15 protein-coding genes and 2 pseudogenes are annotated in these 21210 nt (G+C 69.1%); 10 read left to right on the forward strand and 7 right to left on the reverse strand.

The annotated features are described in order from the left end of the window. Positions 1 to 165: 165 nt before the first annotated feature. The 4 genes from WMF42_RS42050 to WMF42_RS42065 all read left to right on the forward strand — a co-directional run bounded on the left by WMF42_RS42050 (position 166) and on the right by WMF42_RS42065 (position 4675). Positions 166 to 1044, forward strand: a complete 879-nt coding sequence (locus WMF42_RS42050; RefSeq protein ID WP_437688743.1) for a PAS domain-containing protein — start codon at positions 166 to 168, stop codon at positions 1042 to 1044. 540 nt (positions 1045 to 1584) lie between these two features. Next, positions 1585 to 2979: a hypothetical protein gene (locus WMF42_RS42055; RefSeq protein ID WP_437688745.1), complete on the forward strand. Its 1395-nt coding sequence runs from the start codon at positions 1585 to 1587 to the stop codon at positions 2977 to 2979. A 155-nt stretch (positions 2980 to 3134) separates the two neighbouring features. Next, on the forward strand, positions 3135 to 3377 hold the full coding sequence (locus WMF42_RS42060; RefSeq protein ID WP_437688747.1) for a hypothetical protein: 243 nt from the start codon (positions 3135 to 3137) through the stop codon (positions 3375 to 3377). 239 nt (positions 3378 to 3616) lie between these two features. Continuing rightward, positions 3617 to 4675 (forward strand): LacI family DNA-binding transcriptional regulator, encoded by a 1059-nt coding sequence (locus WMF42_RS42065; protein ID WP_437688748.1) that lies wholly within the window; start codon positions 3617 to 3619, stop codon positions 4673 to 4675. Positions 4676 to 4741: 66 nt separating this feature from the next. Here the strand turns inward: WMF42_RS42065 and WMF42_RS42070 are convergent, their stop codons facing one another. After that, positions 4742 to 5956, reverse strand: coding sequence for a cytochrome P450 (locus WMF42_RS42070; protein ID WP_437688750.1), 1215 nt, complete (start codon positions 5954 to 5956; stop codon positions 4742 to 4744). 534 nt (positions 5957 to 6490) lie between these two features. On the opposite strand from WMF42_RS42070, the gene WMF42_RS42075 reads away from it, so the two are divergent. Both WMF42_RS42075 and WMF42_RS42080 read left to right on the forward strand, forming a co-directional pair. Then, entirely contained in the window at positions 6491 to 7813 is a 1323-nt protein-coding gene (locus WMF42_RS42075) for a right-handed parallel beta-helix repeat-containing protein (RefSeq protein ID WP_437688752.1), read from the forward strand. Between the two features lie 468 nt (positions 7814 to 8281). Continuing rightward, positions 8282 to 8566: a hypothetical protein gene (locus WMF42_RS42080; protein WP_437688754.1), complete on the forward strand. Its 285-nt coding sequence runs from the start codon at positions 8282 to 8284 to the stop codon at positions 8564 to 8566. Positions 8567 to 8751: 185 nt separating this feature from the next. Here the strand turns inward: WMF42_RS42080 and WMF42_RS42085 are convergent, their stop codons facing one another. Further along, positions 8752 to 9378, reverse strand: coding sequence for a TetR/AcrR family transcriptional regulator (locus tag WMF42_RS42085; RefSeq protein WP_437688756.1), 627 nt, complete (start codon positions 9376 to 9378; stop codon positions 8752 to 8754). Between the two features lie 68 nt (positions 9379 to 9446). Between WMF42_RS42085 and WMF42_RS42090 the strand changes: the two genes are divergently transcribed. Continuing rightward, positions 9447 to 10883 carry an FAD-dependent monooxygenase gene (locus WMF42_RS42090; protein WP_437688758.1) on the forward strand — a complete coding sequence of 479 codons (1437 nt, stop codon included), beginning with the start codon at positions 9447 to 9449 and terminating at the stop codon, positions 10881 to 10883. A gap of 80 nt (positions 10884 to 10963) precedes the next feature. Here the strand turns inward: WMF42_RS42090 and WMF42_RS42095 are convergent. The 4 genes and pseudogenes from WMF42_RS42095 to WMF42_RS42110 all read right to left on the reverse strand — a co-directional run. Then, positions 10964 to 11092, reverse strand: a pseudogene (locus WMF42_RS42095) (VOC family protein); the annotation flags it as partial. A gap of 271 nt (positions 11093 to 11363) precedes the next feature. Beyond that, entirely contained in the window at positions 11364 to 12008 is a 645-nt protein-coding gene (locus WMF42_RS42100) for a DUF4291 domain-containing protein (RefSeq protein ID WP_061609099.1), read from the reverse strand. A gap of 147 nt (positions 12009 to 12155) precedes the next feature. After that, the gene (locus tag WMF42_RS42105; RefSeq protein ID WP_155798504.1) at positions 12156 to 14003 is read right to left on the reverse strand and encodes a CotH kinase family protein; all 1848 of its coding nucleotides are present in this window, start codon (positions 14001 to 14003) and stop codon (positions 12156 to 12158) included. Positions 14004 to 14143: 140 nt separating this feature from the next. Beyond that, a pseudogene (locus WMF42_RS42110) lies at positions 14144 to 14741 on the reverse strand (zinc-binding dehydrogenase); the annotation flags it as partial. Between the two features lie 256 nt (positions 14742 to 14997). Between WMF42_RS42110 and WMF42_RS42115 the strand changes: the two are divergent. The 3 genes from WMF42_RS42115 (at position 14998) to WMF42_RS42125 (ending at position 20540) form a co-directional block, all read left to right on the forward strand. Then, positions 14998 to 17079, forward strand: coding sequence for a substrate-binding domain-containing protein (locus WMF42_RS42115; protein ID WP_437688761.1), 2082 nt, complete (start codon positions 14998 to 15000; stop codon positions 17077 to 17079). A gap of 310 nt (positions 17080 to 17389) precedes the next feature. Beyond that, positions 17390 to 19156 carry a DUF1592 domain-containing protein gene (locus tag WMF42_RS42120; RefSeq protein ID WP_437688763.1) on the forward strand — a complete coding sequence of 589 codons (1767 nt, stop codon included), beginning with the start codon at positions 17390 to 17392 and terminating at the stop codon, positions 19154 to 19156. A 16-nt stretch (positions 19157 to 19172) separates the two neighbouring features. Continuing rightward, complete coding sequence (locus tag WMF42_RS42125) at positions 19173 to 20540, forward strand: DUF1552 domain-containing protein (protein ID WP_437688765.1); 1368 nt, start codon at positions 19173 to 19175, stop codon at positions 20538 to 20540. Here WMF42_RS42125 and WMF42_RS42130 read toward each other — a convergent pair. After that, a complete protein-coding gene (locus WMF42_RS42130; RefSeq protein WP_437688766.1) occupies positions 20533 to 21198 on the reverse strand; it encodes a hypothetical protein in 666 nt (221 codons plus the stop codon). The two genes, WMF42_RS42125 and WMF42_RS42130, sit on opposite strands and share 8 nt — an antisense overlap. Positions 21199 to 21210: the final 12 nt, after the last annotated feature.

Below are 21210 nucleotides of genomic sequence, written 5' to 3' on the forward strand. Positions count from 1 at the left end.
AGCCCGCTCGGCGTGAGCGCCGTCGAGCCCGGTGAGCGCGAAGCCGAAGTTGCCGGGCGGCCGGAGCAGGCCTTGAGCCGGAGGGCGCTCCTTGGTACGATGGAAACGCATGTTTTCGGCGGTGGTGCGCAGCGTAGGTTCCCGGCGGTGGAGCGCAGAGTTGCAATGACCAGCCTCGCCGACGACACCTTCACCTGGCGCCGCGCCGAACTGCTCCAGCGCATCCTCGACTCCCTGCCCGATCCCCTCTTCGTCAAGGACCGGTCGCATCGCTGGGTCGCCGTCAACGAGGGGTATTGCAAGCTCGTCGGGTACCCGCGGGACGAGCTCATCGGCAAGGACGACAGGGGGTTCTGGCCCGCCGAGCAGGTCGAGGTCTTCTGGGAGCACGACGATCTCGTCGTGAACACGGGCGAGCCCGACGAGAACCAGGAGGTGGTGACCGGCGGCGACCGCATCGAGCGCACGATGTGGACACGCAAGTACCCGATACGCGACGACGCCGGGCAGGTGGTCGGGCTCTGCGGCATCATCACGGACATCACGAACATGAAGGGCAAGCTCGTCGCGGCCGAGCGGCTCGAGGCTGAAAATCGCGCGCAGCTCGGGATCATCGAGGCGCAGCGCACGCTGCTCGAAAAGCTCGCGGTGCCGGTCGTGCGCATCTGGCAGGGCGTCTTGCTCCTGCCGCTCGTCGGCGCGCTGAACCAGGAGCGGGCCGCGCAGGTTACCGAGAGCGTCCTCGCCGCGATAAGCGACGCCACCGCGCGCTTCGTGATCATCGATGTGACGGGCGTCCCGCTCATCGACACCATGGCCGCCGAGGCCCTGCTGCGCACCGTGCAAGCCGCGGCATTGCTCGGCTGCGAGAGCGTGCTCGTCGGCATGGGCCCCGCCGCGGCGCAGACCCTGGTCGGGCTCGACGTCGACCTCGGCCGCATCACGACGCGCGGCAGCCTCGAGCACGGGCTCGAGTATGCGCTCGGCCGCCTGTCCTACCGGATCGTTGCGGCGAGAAGGCGGGACACCTCCGGAAAGCGGTGACATTGCGGGCCCGTCCCCGCCCGGCCGGCGGGCAGGGTCCAGCCGCTCAGGCGTACCCGGACCCGCGGTTACAGCCCTCGCGCTGAAGAGGCACACTGCCCCTGGATCCGGCGCCTCATTCTGGGGGCCCGAGGCGCTCACGCGGCCAGCGTGGCCGACGACCACGTCCACGGGCTCCCGCTGCAGGTGCTGCTCCGCCCGGCGGAGCACGCCGCGCGCCGTCGAGCACCGTCACCGGCCGCTGCGGCGGATTCATGAGCGCGATCCGATCGACAATGGCTCCGTGGAGCTCGCGGAGCTTCTTTTGGATCCGTGTATTTTGCACAAATTTCCTTGACGCTCCGGAGGGGGTGACTATATGCATAGTACACATATCTGAGCCGCGGTCGAACCAAACGTGGCTCCTTATCAAGCGCCCGGGCCCTCCGCTCGTGAAGGATCCGGCTGCCCGGAGGCCTCATGCCTGCTTCACTACGTTCGCGTTCCGTCGCCCGAGTCTCGCTGTCCGCCCTCGCCCTCGCCCTGCCAGCCGTCGCCTCGTTGACCGGCTGCTCCGGGGGCGACGAGCCCACGGAGTCCCAGGCTACCGGGAGCAGCCCCACGTTCCACAAGGACGTCGAGCCCATCCTGCAGAAGAGCTGCATGGGCTGCCACTCCGCGGGCAATATCGCGCCCTTCAGCCTTACCGCGTACGACGACGCCAGGGCTGTCGCGGCGCTCATGGTCAAGACGACCAAGGCGGGCACGATGCCGCCCTTCGCCGTGCGCGACACGGACGAGTGCTCGACCCGCCACGCGTGGAAGGGCGACATCCGCCTCTCCGACGAGGAGATCGGCACGCTGGAGGCCTGGAGCAAGGCCGGCACCCCCAAGGGTGATCCGAGGGACGCGCCCGCCGCGTTCGTGCCGAGGAGCGCCGACCTGCCGGGCATGACCCTCGAGGTTCATCCGAACGAGCCCTACGTCACCTCCGGTGAGCAGGACGAGTTCCGCTGCTTCGTCATCGATCCCGGGCTCACCGAGGACCAGTACATGAATGGTCTACAGATGGTGCCCGGCAACCACAAGGTCGTTCACCATGGGATCATCTCCATCGATCCGGAGGGGAAGTCCGCGAGCCTGGCCGGCCCCGACGGGAGCTTTCCGTGTGGCGCCGGCGACGTCCCGAATGGCGTGGAGATTGGAGCGCTCCAGATGCTCACGGCCTGGGCTCCCGGCGCCGACCCGGTCGATCTGCCCGACGGGGTGGGGCAGCTGATCCCGAAGGGGTCGCTCCTCATGATGCAGATCCACTACCACCCCGCCGGCACGACGGCCGACCCGGACCTGACGCGCATCCGGCTCAGGCTCACCAGCGAGAAGCCGAAGTACGGCTTCCTGTACCACCTGATCGGCAACTTCGATGACCCGGTGGGCCAGTTTGGCTTCGGGCTGCTGCCGGGTCCGGGCGACAAGGACGGCGTCGAGTTCCTGATCCCCGCGGACAGCAAGAACCACGTGGAGACGCAGCAGTTCACGATCCCGGCCCCTGACACGCCCGGAGCGCAAGAGATGCCGTTCCCGCCGGGCACGCGCATCTATGGCGACTTTCTGCACATGCACTACCTGGGCTTCGACGAGAAGGTGACTGTCACGCGGGCGAACGGCTCACCCGAGCAACCCGGGGAGGAGTGCCTGGCGCACGCGCCGAAGTGGGAGTTCGGCTGGCAGCGCTCGTACTCGTACGACGCGCCCATCGAGACGCTCCCGACGCTCGAGCCGGGCGATGTGCTCCAGATCCGGTGCACGTACAATAACTCGACGGAGAACCCGTACGTGGTCAAGGCGCTCAAGGAGGCGAACATGATATCGACGATCGACGTGGCCTACGGCGAGGGGAACACGTTCGACGAGATGTGCGTCGCCGGGCTCTCGCTCGTGTACCCGATGCCCTGACGGGAGCGGAGTCGGGAGGAGTACAAGGCATCCCGCGCTCCGGTCAACGACCTGGCACGACCAGCTGTCTGGCGACACCTGACGCAGCCCCGGGAGAGCAGCGAGGTCGAAGAATGGTCATGGGCGCAATGTAGATCCGGCGTGAGGTCTTCATCATGGCATCCTCGCTCTGTCGTGCGACGGTGTTTCCGTCCGGCGCCATGGCCACGGGCGACGCTGGCGCCGCCCCTGCCGACAACGCCAGCGAGGACGAGGGCGGGCGCGCCTGCCGGGTCGAGGCGGGGTCCAGCTCCCCGGCGGGCGCGGTCGCCGCCCTTGTCGCGCTGGATGCGGTCGTGGCGCAGCGGCGCGCGCGAAAGGCAGGCGCGAGTTGGGTCGCCGACGCGTGCGGGGGCTGATCGTGTCCGGCTCGAGGCCAGCGGCGCGACCACCGGCGGCTGACGACCCACTCGGGGCAACGCCGGAGGACGAGGCCCGACCGGGGACGTTCACACCGATCCGCCCCTCCGCCGCCGAGAGCGGGCCCGGCCAATGGCAAGGCTCCGCTCGAGCGGCGCGGCGAGAGAGGCGGGCGCCGGGGCGCGGTCGTGGTGGATGTCGATTCCATTCGCCCCGCGCGCGACTAAGCTTGGCCCCGATGGATGGCAACTCTCCTCCCGAGCGGCGCGTCAAGAGAGGCGGGCGCCGGGCCGCGGTCATGGTCGATGTGGCCAAGCTCGCCGGCGTCTCGTACCAGACGGTCTCGCGGGTCCTGCACGACAACCCCCACGTGCGTCGGGACACGCGGGAGCGCGTGCTCGACGCGATCCGCCAGCTCGACTACCGCCCGAGCTCCGTGGCGCAGGCGCTCGTCACCGGGCGCTCGCGGACGCTCGGCGTGGTCAGCTTCAACACGACGCACTACGGCCCGGCGTCGACGCTCCACGGGCTCGAGACGGCGGCGCACGACGCCGGGTACGGCGTCAGCGTCGTCAGCCTGAAAACGCTCAGCCGCGCGCCGCTGGTGGATGCGGTGAAGGGGCTGTGCGATCAGCGCGCCGACGGCATCATGGTCATCGCCCCGCTGCGGTCGGGGGTGGACGCGCTCCGCCACGTCACCTCCGACGTGCCGGTGGTCGCCGTCGAGGGGGGGCCGGACGATGCGGTCTCGGTGGTCGCCGTCGACCAGTACGGCGGCGCGGCGGCCGCGACGCGCCATCTCCTCGACCTGGGTCACCGGACGGTGTGGCACATCGCCGGTTCGATCGACTCGCTCGAGGCCGAGCAGCGCGTCGAAGGCTGGCGTTCGACGCTGGAGGCCGCGGGCGTCGAGCCGCCGCCTCTCCTGCGCGGCGACTGGAGCGCACGCTCGGGCTACGAGCTCGCCCCGGAGCTGGCGCGCGCGCCAGGCGTCACCGCCGTGTTCGTGGCCAACGACCAGATGGCGCTGGGCGTGCTCCGCTACCTCCACGAGATCGGACGCGCGGTGCCGCGGGACATCAGCATCGTCGGCTTCGACGACATCCCGGAGGCGGCCTACTTCACGCCTCAGCTCACCACCGTCCGCCAGGACTTCTCCGAGCTGGGGCGCAGGTGCCTCCACGTGCTGCTCGGGCAGATCGAGAGCGGCCGCCGCTCCCGCTCCCGCTCGCGCGTCGTGGTCGAGGCCGAGCTGATCTTGCGCAAGAGCACCGCCGCGGTCCCCCGGAACCGTTGAGCGCACCAGCCTGCCAGCTTCGTCTGCACGCATCCCCTCACGGTGCCCGAGCCAGGAGGCCCTCGATCAGGGCAAGACGCCGCGGACCGGCAGCCGCGATGGGGTTCGCACGAAGACCATCGTGCTCCACTCGATGGTGGGGTCGACCAGATCGATTCGCTTGAATCGAGCGAGCAAGGATTCGAGCGCCACCCTCGCCTCCAGGCGCGCGAGGAGATGGGCGACGCAGAAGTGGACGCCGTGCCCGAACGCGACCGACGCCCCCGTCCCGGTCTTTGGCACATCGCGGTCCATGTTGAACTCGTCGGGGTCGGGAAACGCGGCCTCGTCGCGGTTGGCGGACGCGAGGATGACCGTCACTGGAGCGCCGGCGGGCACCTTGACGCCGCCGACCTCCGCTCCGGGCATCGCCTTGCGGAAGAGGTTATGGGTAGGCGGGTCCCACCGGAGCATCTCTTCAATGAATCGAGGGATGAGCGTCGGGTTTTCGCGCAGCCGCTCCGTGTCCGCGGGGCGCCTGGCGAGGGTGATGATCGATTTGCTGATCAATGTGGATGTGGTGTCGAACCCCGCTGGAACCAGGACGAAGACGAAGGACATGAGCTCTTCCGGGGTAAGCTTGTGGCCGTCGACTTCGGCCTGGAGGAGCGCGCTCACGAGATCGTCGCCGGGTGCTCGCCGCCGCGCCTCGAGGACGTCCCCGAGGTAGCGCTCCATCTCGGCGACGGACGCGCGGACGCGCTCGGCATGCTCGGGGCTCTGCGGGACGGGCGTGACGCTGAGCACATCGTCCGCCCACCGCTTGAAATTGGCGTGGAGGGAAGGGTCCAGGGAGAGGAGCTCGCCGATGACACCCGCTGTCATCGGGACGGCGTAGTCGGCGACGAAATCGGACTCACCCCTGGATTGCAGGGCGTCGGTGAGGCGCTCGGCGATGGAGCGGACCATCGGCTCGATGCTCGTGATGATCCCGGGACCCAGGGCCCGGCTGACGAGGTTCCGGAGCTTCGTGTGCTCCGGCGGGTCCATGGAGAGCAAAGAGTGCGCCCCCGGCTGCCTCGGGAGCCAGGACGGGTGAAAGGCGTCGACGTTGCCAGCGGACGAGAATTTTTGAGGGTTCTTGAGGACGGCGATGACATCGGCGTACCGGCTCACCGCCCAGGCGCCCAGCGGCTCGAGCACGCACACAGGCCCGGAGCGGCGCATCTCGGCGTAGGTGGGGAATGGGTCCGCCTGGAAATCGGGGGCGAATAAATCAAACTTCCGCAGCTCTTGGATCATGGGAATCGCTCTCCTGGGAGACATCCTACACGATGTGATCCACCTGCCGCACGCCGTCGAGCGGCGCGGCCAGCGACGCGCATCGCGCAGGCGCGTCGTTGTCGAACACCGGGCCGGACGCGCTCCCGTTCACCCGCCGTCGCGCACGAACCGACGCGCGTCCACGACGTCGTGGCCTTCGCCGCGATCAGATGCATTTGCGCATTGCGACCGTGCTTTCCCGGGTCTATCCTCTGCCCTTCTTTCGGCAATCTCAGGAATTCGCACAAGAGATCTTCGCGCAGGACCGATGCGGGCGTCTCCCGTCGATGTCCCCGGCGGCGTCGATGACCAGGCTTGCGATCCACCGTGGCGCGACGTCACGGCGGAGCGGCTCGGACAAAGCGACTTCGGACGTGCTGGGCGCTCTTCGAGAGCAACGCCCGTGGCGCCCTGCGCGCCGCAGGACGTCGGCGCCCCGGGACATTCATGAGAGCTCGCGCGTGTGTGTGCATTCGTCCGTGACGGCCAACATCCTTCACAAGGAGCTTGGAGATGGGTATCAACGGTGCTCTATCCCTGTTGACGTTCGCCGCAGTCGCCCTGATCCACGGGCCGGCGGCAGCGAGGACATTTTATGTCGACGACGTCGGCAACGACGCAAACGACGGCCTGACCGCCAGAAGGGCGTGGGCGACGCTCCAGCACGCGGTCGACACCATGGGTCATGGCGACACGACCATCGTATTGCCAGGAGTCTACGCGGGGTGTCGCATCGAACGCTCGGGCGAGGCCGGCCGGCCCAAGACCCTGCGGGCCGTGCCACCCTGGGGAGCCGTGGTGGCCACCGCCGGGCCGAACAACCAGCATGGCAGCAACATCGAGGTCGAGATGTTCGACGGCGTCGTTCAGCACTGGGTGATCGACGGCTTCGATATCCCTGGCGCCGTCAGATCCGGCGTCGACCTGCGCGGCACGCGCGACATCACGGTCCAGAACTGCCACGTCCACGACAGCGGGAGAACCGGGATCTTCACGGCGTTCAGCGATTTTGTGGTCATCCAGGGCAACGAGTCCGAGTCCAACGGCGAGCACGGCGTCTACACGAGCAACAGCGGCGACTTCCCCGTGGTTCGCGGCAATCTCCTCCACCACAACCAATCGGCCGGCGTTCACATGAACGGCGACAGGAACTTCACGCCCGGCGACGGGCTCATCAGCTTCGCCGCGGTCGAGGCCAACGTCATCTGGGAGAACGGCGTCGCGGGCGCCTCGGCCATCAACTGCGACGGCGTCAGCGACAGCGTCATCCGGAACAACCTGCTCTTCAGCAATCACGCGAGCGGGATATCTCTCTACGCGATCGACGGCAGCGAAGGCTCCAGCCGCAACAAGGTCTACAACAACACCATCGTGATGGCGGAGGGCAGCCGCTGGGTGATCAACATCCCCGCATCGCCGGACGGCATCGCCAACCCGAGGTGCAACAGGATCGTGAACAACATCCTCTACACGCCGCGCCTCGACAGGGGCTCCATCCTGATCTATCCCGGCGGCGCGGAGGACCCTTGCTTCCACAGCGATCACAACGTGGTCGTGAACCGCTTCAGCAGGGATGGGGGGGAGACGATCATCAGCCTCGCGGCGTGGCAACGAGCTACAGGGCAAGACAGGCACTCGTTCGTCGTGGCGCCGGAGGCGCTGTTCGTCGACCCGGCGAGCGACGACTATCGCCTGAGGCTCGGCTCGCCAGCGATGAACCGTGGGGCCTTCCTCGACCTCGCCGTGCCGGACGATCTGGACGGGACCCCTCGGCCCGTCGGTGGTGCGGTTGACATCGGTGCCCACGAGGTCGACACCTCGGGCGCGCCGGATTGATCGCGCCGGTTCGTCGCCTGGTTTTCCCTGTCCCGCGGCGACGAGCTCGCGGTGACGAGCCTTCGGCCCTATTTCGAGCGCGGTGCGAGAACGCTGCTGTATCGCACCAATGGATGCCGCGACGGAGGAACCAATGCGGCAGGTCGAGCAATGAATTCACCGGCGTCATGATCCGGTGGGGGCGCCCCGCGTCGGGTACTTGAGCCGGTACGCGATGCGCCCGGCCGAACGTTGCGAGACGCGATCACCTCCCATCCGAGCGGGCCGATCCCCCGGTTCAACCTTCGCCGTATTCCAGCAGGACTGGAAGCCAAAATAATCGACATCGGCCCGTGCCCAAACCGGCTCCCCCACGTTCTCCATCGGATGAAGGGGCCGGCGGCAACGGCGGGCCGCTTCCGGGGCGCCGCGCTGCGTGGGCCGGCCGGCTCCCCTCCATCTACACGTTGCGAGCTGCAGAGCTGGATTATGCGCAAGAGTTATCTCATGGCGTTGATTTTCATTGCGACCGCGCTCCTCGCGGCCGGCTGCAAGACGGGGACATGCGCGGATGCCGTCGAGCACGCCGCGGCCTGTGGGGTCGACGACCTCGAGCTCGAGGACGACCTCGCCGGCTGCTCCGAACACGAGGCGTGTCGCGCGTCGTGCGTGCTCGACGCGCCCTGCGACGAGATCAAGGCGTCTTTCGCCGGCGGCACGGACCGCAGCACGGAGGCCTGGCGCTGCTACGAGCAGTGCCCTCTCTCTGATTGATGGCCCTTTTACCGATCGGGTTTTCTCGGCTCTCGGCGCTCGTCGGGGGCCTGGCCGCCGGGCACGAGACGTCGACGGCCCTGCTCGCGAGCGGGATCGACCTCTTGCTCACGCACCCGGACGTGGCGGGGACCGGTTTCGCTGGTCAACGATGCATCACGCGCGCAACCCTGGGTGGGGATGGGTCATCCGCTCGTCTGCCAGCTCGAGCCCGCCGCCATTCCGTGAGCGGCCGCAAAGCCGCGATCGATCAACGCGATGAACGCGGCGTTCGCCTTCTTCGCCGAGCCTCCGCGCTCGAACACGCGGATCGCTTCGCCGTAAGCCGTGCGCCACGTCAGCACGACCAGGCCGGCGACGAGCCGCGCGAGGCCATCGAGCTTCGGGCCAGCGAGCTCGACAGCGAGCCCCTCGACCACCTCGTCCCCGATCTCGCGGAGGCGCGCCTTGAGCGACGGGCTCGCCGCGACGACGCGCCACCAGCCGACCGTCTGGCCGTCGATGCGAGCGAACGGATGCTTCTGCTCGCACAGCCTGTCGACGAGGCGGCGGAGCGCCTCGATCGGCGACTGCCCTTGCGGCCTCTCGCCGATTGCCTCGCGCAAGAGCAGCTTCACCTCGTCCTCGCGATCCAAGAAGAGGTCCTCCTTGCGCGCGAAGTAGTTGAACACCGTCATCTTGGAGACATTGGCGGCGGCGGCAATCTCTTCGACCGTCACCGCGTCGAAGCCGCGCGCGAAGAACAGCGCCGTCGCGACGTCGGAGATCCGCTGCCTTGTCTCGCGCTTCTTGCTTTCGCGGAGCTCGCCCATGGGTGAAATGTTATACTAAGATAAAAAATATACTTGCGCAAGTTTTTACCGAGTCTAAGATTCGCGTCATGACTCACGACGCGGTCATCGCCGGCGCTGGCCCGGTCGGGCTTTTCCTCTCGATCGAGCTCGCGACAGCGGGCGTGAAGCCGCTCGTGCTGGAGCGGCTCGTGGAGCCCGACCGAACGATCAAGGCCGCCGGGGTCGGCGCGGTGGCAGCCGAGGCGCTGGAGCGACGCGGGCTCGCGCGTGCGCTCGACGAGGAGCGCCGCGCCGCCATGGCACTGATGATGCCGGCGCTGAAGGCGCGCTTCGGACCTGGACCGAGGAGAAGGCCCGGAGGCCATTTTTCTGGAATGTTCTTGATTGACCAGAGCCTCCAGCGCGACCCGGAGCGCCACATGCGTCCCGTGCCGCAACAGGCGCTCGAGAAGATCCTGACCGCGCGCGCGACGGAGCTCGGGATCGAGATCCGCCGCGGCATCACGGTGGAAGGTTTCGAGCGGGACGACGACGGCGTGACAGTGCAGACGAGCGCGGGCCCGCTGAGCGCGAGGTACCTCGTCGGCTGCGACGGCGGCCGGAGCCGCGTCCGCAAGCTCGCCGGCTTCGAGTTCCCCGGCACGGATCCGACAATCACCGGCTATCAGGCCGTCGTCGAGCTCGATACGCCCGAGAAGCTCGCGACGGGTTGGCACCGAACGCCGCGCGGCCTCGTCGCGTCCGGACCGATGCCGGGGCGCGTCTTCACGGCGGAGTTCAACGGGCCGCCGCCCAATCGGGATGCGCCGATCACGCAAGCCGAGGTCGAAGCCGCGATCCAGCGCGTGAGCGGCACCGACGTCAAGATCCTGTCGATGACGATGGCGACGCGCTGGACCGACAACGCGCGGCAAGCAACGACCTACAGGATGGGCCGCGTCTTTCTCGCCGGTGACGCCGCGCACGTCCACTCGCCCTTCGGCGGCCAAGGCTTGAACCTCGGCCTCGTCGACGCCGCGAACCTTGGCTGGAAGCTCGCCGCGGCGGTGAAGGGGCGCGAGCATCTCCTCGACTCGTACACCGCCGAGCGCCATCCCGTCGCCGCGCGCGTCCTCGAGAATACCCGCGCGCAGGTCGCGCTCATGCGTCCTGACCCGCTCACGAGCGCGCTCCGCACCATCGTGAGCGACCTGATGAAGCTGCCCGAAGGCAATCGCTACTTCGGCGAGATGATCACGGGCGTCGGCGTTCGTTACGACCTCGGTGACGACGACCCGCTCGTCGGCACGCTCGCGAAGGACCAGCTCCTCACGCTCACCGACGGCAGCGAAGCGCGGCTCTACACGCTGATGGAGAGAGGCGGCGGCCTCTTCATCTCGCCTTCTGAACGGTCACTCCCGCACAACGTGCACCATGCACGCACAAAAGACGGCGCATCGATGCTCGTCCGTCCCGACGGCTGCATCGCGTGGACAGACGCGTCGTCGAAGTCGCTCGACGACGCGCTCGCGCGCTGGTTCTGAATCAGAGCGACGTGCCCTCGCCGCGCCGCCGCCGGGCAGGAGCTCGATTCGATCGAGTGCGAAGGCCGGGCGGGAGCAGTGGCGTTCTGATCCCAGCCGGGGTTGAAGGTGAGGATGTTCTCCTCGAACATCCATTGAAACAGCCCGATCACGTGGTCGCCGTCCTTCAAGAGCAGCCAGTTCTGCGCGGCATCCCCGGCGAAGGCCTTGACCGCGCCTCTGCCCGCCGCGAGGATCTCCTCGTGCTCCTCACCACGGCGCGTCTCCTCCTCGACCCGGTCAGCGACGAGGACATCGATCCCCTGCTGCGCCTCTTCCACGACGCGGAGGTCCGACGGTATCTGTGCGACGACGCGCTGGTCAGCCGCTACTGGGTGGACCCATGCACACCGAGCCGCCGCGTCGTCCCGGGGGGCGCGGCCCTCCCGCCGTTCACCCGGCTCGTTCCTCTACTCCGCCCCCCAGCGTTTACTCCGCCCCTCAGCGCTCTATCCCGACCCGCCTTGCCCCCTCCGCGTCCGCCGGCCAATACACCTCTTCCCGCGGGATCACGAGCTCTCGATCCCCCCGCGCGCGCAGCACCTCCCTCTGCTCCGCCACGAGCTCCGAGATGTCCTCCACGCCCACCGTCCACTCCTCGGCGAACCGCCGCAGCATCGCGCCGCGCAAGCCGAGCTGGATCGCCCTCCGCGCGACAGGCGCGCCCGACGGATGGTGGTCCGGATCCCACTGGAGCCGCACGTCCGAGCGCTGGAGATCTCCCTTCCACGCCTCCTGGCTCGGGTGCAGCTCGGGCACGAAGCTCGACGGCACCGCGGCCGCCAGGATCGCGTCGAACCCCGCGCGCCGGATGCGAATGGCCAGCACCGCCTCCTGGTCGGGCTTGGTGCCCCAGCCCGCGCGGTACATCATCCAGAGGAAGTTCGGCTTGATCCAGCTCATGCGGCCGAAGCTGAACTCCGGCCCTCCGAGCCGCTGGTGCTGCGCCGCGTGGCGCGCGATCGAGGGACGGTACGCCTGATAGACCACGATGGTCTCGGCGTCGAACTGCGCGAGGATGTGTCGCCCCGCGGCGGGCCAGCGGGTGGCCTGCGCGGCATATGCCTCCAGATTGAGCTTCTCCATCGCTCCCTCTTCCGGTCCACCGATCACGTTGAACGAGCGAGAAATGAACCGCCAAGACGCCGAGGACGCCAAGAAGAAGACTATGCCTTGGCGCCTTGGCGGCTCGAGATTCTGCTCGAATCAGGCCGGCTCAACCCGTTTGTCGCTCTAGAAAATCCCCCCTCCGAGCACGGTCACCGTGAACGAGCCCGACACCGGCGCGCCGGGCTCCATGGAGGCCTCGTCGAAGTGGATCTCGCCGCCGCCAGACAGGCCGATCAAGACGGGCTCCGGCTGCGTGACGTCCAACGCGAACGCGACGGCCGATTGCCAGTCGTAGGGGGCGTCCTTCCCAGCGGCGAAGACCTCAGGGTCCACAATAAAAAAGAGAGCGCGCACATTCCCGTCGGGGAAGCTCCCGACGACCATGAGCTGGGCTCGCCCGCTCGTGGCGAAATCAGGCCCGCCGCCCATGGAGGTGTCATAGCCTGACGCGACGCCCATGGCGTCGCTCGATTGCGGTTCACCCTCGGGGAGCGTCACGGTGAGCGTCCCCGTCCCCGTGGCAAAGGGATCCATCTCGGCGAGCGATCCCCACGTCGTCGAGAACGTGCCGGTCATCGTTGCCACCGGCGTCAGGCAGCCCTCGGCGGGGGGCGCGTACGTCCACGTCGGCGGCGTGGGCGCGATCTCGGCGGAGATCACCGCGCGACGCCCGCTCACGAAGCTCCGCACCGCGTCGGTCCCCGCCTTCACGGCCTCGGCGCTCTCGCTGACGTAGGGCGCGAGGAGCTCCTCCATCCGGTCGATCTCGAGGAGGAGCTCGTCCTCCTTCCAGACCTCGTCGAGGAGCTCCGCCATCGCCTCGGCGTAGAGCGCGCGGAGCTCCGGCGTCTGGTAGAGCCGATGCGCGATGGCCCCCTTCGCCGACACCGACTGCGGCCGCCCCGCCGGGCCGAGCGGGTCTGTCGCGTCGAACGACATGTCAGGCCCCCACGGCAGGAAGGACATCTTGCCGGAGTCCGGATCGAAATACACGAAGTGGTTGTTCACGTTGCCCGCATAGCCGTCCCACGCCGCGATCAGCGTCTCGGTGGCCCAGTACCTCCTGAAGGCGGCGATATCGAGGACCTCGCCGAGCTCCGCGTCGAGCTCCGCGTCGCTGGCCAGGAGCGCGGCCGTGACGGCGTCGAGATCGCTCCGGTCGGGGTCGTCCTCGTTGGTCTTCTTCTCATACGTGGCGCTCCAGCCGTCGCGGAAGTCGCTGATCTGCCCCTCGTAGAGGTTGCCGCCGTCGTCCGGGAAATGGCGCTTGAGGAGGCGCTTCCCCACCGGCTCCACGTGGGCGTAGATGCCGAGGTCCTTCCCGTTGACGGTCACGCGCGCGAAGCTGCACCGCGAGGCGGGCAGGCCCGCGTCGCCGAACACCTTGAACGCGAGGCACGTCTTGATGAGCGAGGGATCCTGGCGGGCGTTGTTGAGCGTGAGCCCCTTGAGGCCCGCGTGCTCGCGCCCGTCGACGTATTCATCGAAGCTCACCTTGAGCGACGGCTTCGACAGGCTGGCGGAGCCGAGGAAGCCCTTCTTGCGGACGGCGGACATCTCGAGCGCCTCGCCGTCGATGGTCACCGTCGCGGGGAACTGCGTGTAGGGGCTCTCCCTGGGGCCGTCCATGCAGCCCTCGCCGAGCACCTCCGAGACGTCGCGGGACTCACGGCGGAGCTTCTCCCAGTCCTCGGGCGCCATCTCGATCGCCACGTCGAGCACGTGGTCGGGATCGAACATCGCGTCGCTCGGGTCAGGGGTCGATGTGCCGGGCGCGCCTCCGTCGCCCGAGGAGCTGCCGCTGGACGAGGCGCCAATGGCCCCGCCGCCGGCGCCCCCGCCGCCGGCGTTCCCGCTGGGCGCCTGGTCCGGGTCGGAGCTGCACGCGGCTGCGCCGAGGACCATCGTGAGCGCCACCGTCGAAAGGATGCTGCCTGCGCGAACGAACGCGCTCGTAAGTTTCCGTGCCATGGGATTCGTATGTAGCACGACATCACCGGCCGCTGTCGCTGTCGCGCCCGGGGGGATGCCAGGGTCGACGGGTTCAGGCGGCGGTGCGTGCGCGCCGGTGCGCCCGCAGAACAGGACCCCTCTGCGCTGGCGCCGCGCGCTCACCCGTCGCCGACGCGCACCACGAGCTTGCCGAAGTTGCGCCCCTCGAGCAGGCCGATGAACGCCGTCGGCGCGCTCTCCAGTCCGTCCACCACGTCTTCGCGCAGCTTCACCCGGCCGTCGGCGACCCACGCGTCCATGTCGCGGCGGAAGGCGTCGAAGCGATCGCCGTAATGGTCGAGGATGACCAGGCCCTGCATGCGGATGCGCTTCTGCAGCACGGCCGTCATCACCAGCGGCAGCCGGTCCGGGCCGGGCGGCGGCGCCTCGTCATTGTAATGGGCGATCAGCCCGACCACCGGCACGCGCGCGCCGAGGTTGAGCAGCGGCAGCGCAGCGTCGAACACCGCGCCGCCGACGTTCTCGAAATAGACGTCGATGCCGCCCGGACGGGCCCCAGCGAGGCGCTCGGCGAGCCGGGGATCGCGGCGGTCGAGGCAGACGTCGAAGCCGAGCTCCTCGACCGCATGACGGCGCGTGGTCGGCGCCCCCGGCGACGCCGACCACGCGCGCGCCCTTGATCTTGGCGATCTGCCCGACCACCGCGGCCACGACCACGCGCCCCATTGCCTCGAGGAGAACACGTCCAGGTCGTGGTACACGTGGACAAGGTCGCGCAGCCGAGGAACGGGGGCGCAGGGAGAGCCGGGTCATGGTTCTGGGTCGCCAGGGCAGGGAAGTCGAGTCGCCGGGCCCGCAGGGAGGCAAGGCGAGCGGCTCTTCACAGGAAGATGGCGGGGCCGGACAACAGGCAACGGGAGAAAAAGCCGCCTCCTCGACGCGCGCTGCGAGCCGCCTTGCGGAGCCGGCCCACCGCGGAAAAGACGCCCATGAGGCGCCCCGCGCCCGTACCGTGGGCGTCATCACCCCCTATCTCGACGGCTCGTTCTGGAACCCGGTCCTGAAGGGCATTCACGAGACGGCGCAGCAGCACGGTTGTCGGACGATCGTGATGCGCGGCACCCCCGCCTCGCTCCAGGCCCCCTCGCTCGCCAGAGACCTTGTGGATGGGTGGATCCTCGTGATCGCGGTGGACGGCATCGCGCAGCTCGCTGGCGCGCGGGTCCCGCTCGTCGTCGTCGGCACCGATGCCCACGAGGGCAATTGCCCGTCCGTGATTCCCGACAACCGCAGCGGGATCCGGAGCGCCGTGCGCCATCTGCTCGAGCACGGGCACCGGCGCATCGCGTTCGTCGGCTACTTCGAGGAGTCCGACGTGCGCGAGCGCTTCGAAGCCTACCGAGAGACGCTCGCCGAGGCGGGGATACCTCTCGATCCCGATCTCGTCATCCGGACCAGCGACAGCTGGTATCCGGGCGGCGAGAGCGCCGCCCCGCAGCTCCTCGCGCAGCGGCATGCGTGCACGGCGGCGGTCTTCGGGACGGACAAGAACGCGCTCGCGATGATGCCCTTGTTGAAGGCGGCGGGCGTCCGCATCCCCGAGGACATGGCGATCGTCGGGTTCGACGATGTGCCGGACGCGCAAACCGCCGACCCGCCGCTGACCACCGTGCGCCAGCGGTTCGAGATGATGGGGAGCGCCGCGTGCGATCTCATCCTCTCGATGCTCGCCGGCGAGACCTCCCCGCCCGAGCTCGTGCTCACGCAGAACACGTTGATCCAGCGGACCTCGTGCGGGTGCGACGTGATCCAGAGCATCCTCGACCAGGACGCGGCGGCCGGGGAGGACGCCGGCGGCGACCTGGACCGGCGGCTTGTCGAGCTGCTCCTCGCGCCCCAGCGCCTCGCGCCGGGGCTGTCGCCAGCCGCCGTATGGCCAGGGGTCGCCCTTGTACTCGCAGGGTACTCCGCGGCGATCGAGGGCACAGCGCCCCCTCCGGCCAAGGCGCTGGAGCACGCGTACCAGCAGGCCGCCGGCATTGCGCCCGATATGGGCACCTTGATGGCGCTCGTCCGCCTGCTCCGCCGGTCCCACGCGCGGCTGGGCGGAGATGCGGCGTCCGCGGAGCGGGTCGAGGCGTTCCTTGACAGCGCGCGCCTCGCGATCGCCCGGTCCCGGCTCCATGTGGAGACCGACGCCCTGGCGCAGGTCGGGTTGCTCGTGAGGTCCAATTACGAGGTGGGCCTCGCGCTGCTCAGCGGCTCCCAGCAGGAGTCCCTCTCGCTCTCATGGCTCGCGAAGACCCCCGCGCTCTGGGGCTGCCTCGCGCTCCGGGAGGACGCGACGACGCTCGTCGTCGCCGGCGCCTACAGCCGCGATGGCAGCGCGACGCCCGCGATCGGCGGCCGCCATCGGGTGGAGGCGTTCCCGCCGGCGGATCTGCTGCCGCCGTCGGCCGCGAGCGGCGCGCACATGATGCTCCTCCTGCCGATCCGCACCGCGCGGCGCGACTGGGGGATCCTGGCGCTCATCGGGCCGACCCTCCGCGAGCTGACCCGGGACGAGGGCACGGTCGGGGTCTGGGCATCGCTGCTCGGCGCGGCCCTGGAGCGCAATGAGCTCGTCCAGTCGCTCTCGGCGAAGCACGCGGAGCTGCAGGACGCCTACGCCCTCGAGCGCGCCCTCTCCGAGACGGTGCGCGAGCTCGGCTGCCCGCTCATCCCGCTCCTCCCCGGCGTGCTGCTCGTGCCGCTGGTCGGCGCGCTCGACAGGGGCCGCGCCCTCCAGGTGCTCACGGCCGTGACCGAGGGCGCGGGCCGGCACGCGGCGCGCTTCGTGCTGCTCGACATCACCGGCGTGCCGGCCGTGGACGCCGAGGTCGCCCACGCGCTCGGCCAGACCAGCCGCGCGGTTACCCTGCTCGGCGCGCGCCTCATCCTTGTCGGCGTGCGCCCCGAGATCGCCAGGAGCCTCGTGGACGTGGAGCTCGGCGATCTGTCCACGTACGCGTCGTTGGCGGGAGTCCTTCACGAGCTGACGACAGGAAAGCTCCGCCGCCAGGGTGCAAAGCGCCGTTCAGCGCGCAACGCCTGAACGCGGGCGGCTCTCGCGCTCTCCGCGGGGGTGATCTCCGCGATCACCCTCTTCCTCGCCGTGCACCGCACGGGTGATCTGGTGGATCGCCCTTTTCCCGCTGCGCTACCGCCGAGATTCAAAAGCCCGGCGAGAGTGGATAAATTGGGTAAGCAAGTGAGTCGTTGGAGCACAAAAGTGGTTGCGATCGATTCGTGACGTGTGGCTGCTCGGGCGGATTCTGATACGTTGATCCTCTCGGCGCTGTCGAGTCGCAGCATCGTGAGTCCGTGTCGGTGTCGACCTGTGTGGTCGGCGCTCGCACCAACCCGTGCCTTTCGTCGGGCGCGGCGTGGAGGAGACGATGAACCCCGAGCAGCACACGGATCGTTGGCCCCTCGATCTCCCCGGCAAGAAGCTCAGGGTCGCGGCGCCGCTCTTGCTCGCGCTCGCCGCGGGCTGCAACGGCCAGATCGGCGGGCCCGGCCAGTCCACGGGGCCCGGCGCGGACCCGTGGGTGGGCGGCGGGGGCGACCCCGAGAGCGGCCAGGTCCCGGAGGACGTGCTGGCCTCGCCCTTCTGCCAGACGCCGCAGCCTGGCTCGGCGCCGCTCCGCCGTCTCAGCAACCACGAGTACACCAACACGCTGAAAGATCTCTTCTCCGGCGTCTCGGGCGTGGCCTCCACCATCGACACGGTGGTCGCCACGTTCCCGAACGAGCCCGAGTCGCTCGGCTTCCGCAACAACGCGAGCTTCTTGACCGTCGGCTCGCTCGTCGCGCAGAAGTACCTCGACGCGGCCGAGCAGATCGCCGCCGTCGCGGCGCGCGCGCCGGGCCTGGTCGCCTGTGATCCGGCGGCGCTCGGGGAGCTCGAGTGCGCGCGCGACTTCATCCGCACCTTCGGCGCCAGGGCGTACCGGCGACCGCTCACCGAGGCCGAGGTCCAGAGCTACGAGGAGCGCTTCGCCGCGGGCTCGGACGGGACCACCTTCAACGAAGGCATCGAGTGGGTCGTCTTCAGCATGCTGCAGTCGCCGAACGTGCTTTACCGCGTCGAGCTCGGCCAGGCGGGCGCGGAGGGCGTCAACGAGCCCACGCCGTACGAGATGGCCTCGCGGCTCTCGTACCTGGTCTGGCAGTCGCAGCCGGACGAGGAGCTCACGCGGGCGGCGGCGGCCGACGAGCTCGGCACGCCGGAGCAGATCGAAGCCCAGGTGCGGCGCATGCTGGCCGATCCCAGGGCCGACCGCCTGTTCGAGTACTTCGACCAGTGGCTCGACACGGACATCCTGAGCAGCATGAGCCGCGATCCTGCTGTGTATCCGGGCGTCGTGTCGGGGCTGCCCGCCTTGCTGCACGAGGAGACGCGCACGTTCGTGAAGAGCTTGTTCGCGGACCCGAGCGGCTCGCTCGACGAGCTCTTCACCGCGGAGTACAGCTTCGTGAACGGCGCGCTCGCGAAGCACTATGGAGTGGGCGGCGTGAGCGGCGACGACTTCGTCAGGGTCGACATGCCCGGCCGCTCGGGCGTGCTGACCCAGGGCATGATGCTCACGCGCGACAAGGCGACGCGCACATCGATCGTCCGGCGCGGCCTCAAGGTGCGCACCGATCTCCTGTGCAAGCTCGTGCCCGCGCCCCCCAACGACGTGCAGCTCGATCTCGAGGGCCTGGGAGAGGGGCTCTCGCAGCGCGAGCGGCTCGAGCTCCACCGCACCGATCCGAGCTGCGCGGGGTGCCACAACCTGATGGATCCCCTCGGCGTTGTGTTCGAGTCGTTCGACGCCGTGGGCCGCTCCCGCACGACGGACGAGGAGGGCAGGCCGGTCGTCACGTCGAGCAACATCGCGCACACGTTCGACCTCGACGGCCCCGTGGCGAACGCCGCCGAGCTGGGCCAGCGCCTCGCGCAGAGCGAGGAGGCGCGCGCCTGCTACGTGCTGCAGAACTTCCGCTTCTTCTACGGCCGCGACAAGACCGACGCCGATCGCTGCTCGATGGCGGCGCTCTCGGTCGCGTTCAAGGAGAGCGGCTACAGCCTGTCCGAGCTCGTTGTCGCGCTCACGCAGACCGACGCCTTCCGCTACCGCCCGTGATCACCCCGGAGGAACCATGAAACCCCTGAGCCGCCGTACTTTCCTGCGTGGCGCGTCCGGAGTTGCGCTCGCGCTCCCGTTCCTCGACGCCATGCGCCCGAGCCGCGCGCGAGCCCAGGATGCGGCGCCCGCCCCGCGCCGCATCATGTTCGTGTTCCAGGCGAACGGCGACCAGACGGCGAGGCGCTTCAGCGCCGGCGGTGAGACGAGCTTTCAACTCGGCGAGTTCCTCGCCCCGCTCGAGCCGTACCGCGAGGATCTCCTCTTCCTCAACAAGCTGCACAAGCGCTTCTACGATCTGCCGGAGTCCGAGCGGGCCGACAACCACCAGCAGGGCGGCAGCTCGCTCGCGCCGTGGAGGTCCGGCACCGGGTCGTTCCCGATCGGCGGCACCGAGAGCACCATCGGTTACGTGGAGGGGCCGAGCGCCGACTATGCGATCGGCGGTCGCGTGCTGGAAAGCAACGAGCGGGTCGCGCACCGGCACCTCGTGTACCGCGTCGGGACCAAGTGGAACGACATCTGGAACACGCACGCCCACGCGGGGCCCGCGGGCGAGCAGAGCCCGATCCCGGCGGAGACCGACCCGTACGCGGCCTACGCCCGCATCTTCTCCTTCACGCCCGACGGCGACGCCGCGCAGAAGGAGGTGCTGAGGCGCCTGGCGAAGAAGCAGTCGGCCATCGATCTGGTGCGCGAAGAGGGCAATTCGCTCCTCACCAGGCTCGGCGCCGAGGACCGCGCCAAGATCCAGCAGCACCTCGACGCGATGCGCGACGTCGAGCGCGCGCTCCAGACCGGCAACGGCGCGGCCGCGTGCGTGCAGACCCCGCTCGGCGAGCGGCTCGACCCCTACGACGACGACAACCACATGATCATGGGCGAGCTGTTCTTCAAGATCAGCGCCCTGGCGTTCGCCTGCGATTTAACGCGCGTGGTGAACTTCAACTGGAGCGGCAACACCAGCGGTCGCGTCTACTCGAACCTGGGCCTCAGCGAGGGTCACCACGATATATCGCACAACAGCGATGACGCTGCGTTCGCCGACGTGCGCAAGATCCACAGGCACCTCTGGGAACAGAACACCAAGCTCTACGAGATCTTGAAGAACACGAGCGACGGCGAGGGCACCCTCTGGGATCACACGCTCGTCGTGCACTGGAACGAGCTCGGGCAGGGCGACACCCACAGCATCCACGACACCCTTGTCGTCCTCGCGGGCAAGGCGCACGATTACTTCCGGCGCGGGCGGCTTGTCGACTTCGATGGCGATCGATCGTTCGCCGACATGCTCGTGAGCTGCTTCCACTACATGGGCTTCGAGGACGTCAAGAGCTTCGGCCACGAGATCCTGAACACGGGGGGCGCGCTGCCGCTCACCTGAGCCAGCCCGGCGCGAACGAGAGCCCTCGCTCCCGGACCAGCCCCTCCGAGAGCTCCCATGCGCGGCTCGCCAGCGCGGCGTCGTACGCGAGCGGGGTGGGGGTGAAGCGCTTCGGATCGAAGAGGACGGCGCCGTGCGCGTCGCTCGCGTCGGCCGCGGTGAGCAATCGGACGACGTTCTCCGCGGACCGCTCCGGCGCCGCCCCGGCGACGCTGTAGAGCGCGCGCACCCACCACGGACCGCTCATCGCATTCTGCGTCTTCGTCATCCCGACGCAGGCGATGCTCGCCGTCACCGGCACGCCATTCCAGCGCTTCGCCGCCTCCTGCACGTGGAGATATCCCAGCACCTGCGAGGACATGAGCGCTCGGAGCAGCGACCACCTCCGCCGATCGAACTGGAGATCCTCGAGATCGGGCGAGAGGCCCGGGGGCGCCTTGCCGCCGACGTGCACGATCCGCCCGTCGCCCGAGGCCGCGAGCTCCCGGACGAGCGCGCGGTTCAGCGCGTACCGGGCGAGGTACTGCAGGCCGAACGCGAGCTCGAAGCCGTCGGCCGTGGTGGCTCGCTGGAAGCTCACGGTCATCGCGCTGTGCACGAGCCCGTGGATGACGCGCCGGGAGGCCCGGATCCGCTCGGCGGCCTGCCTCCTCACCAAGGTCGTTGACAG

Source organism: Sorangium sp. So ce176, assembly GCF_051519835.1.
GTDB lineage: Bacteria > Myxococcota_A > Polyangia > Polyangiales > Polyangiaceae > Sorangium > Sorangium cellulosum_G.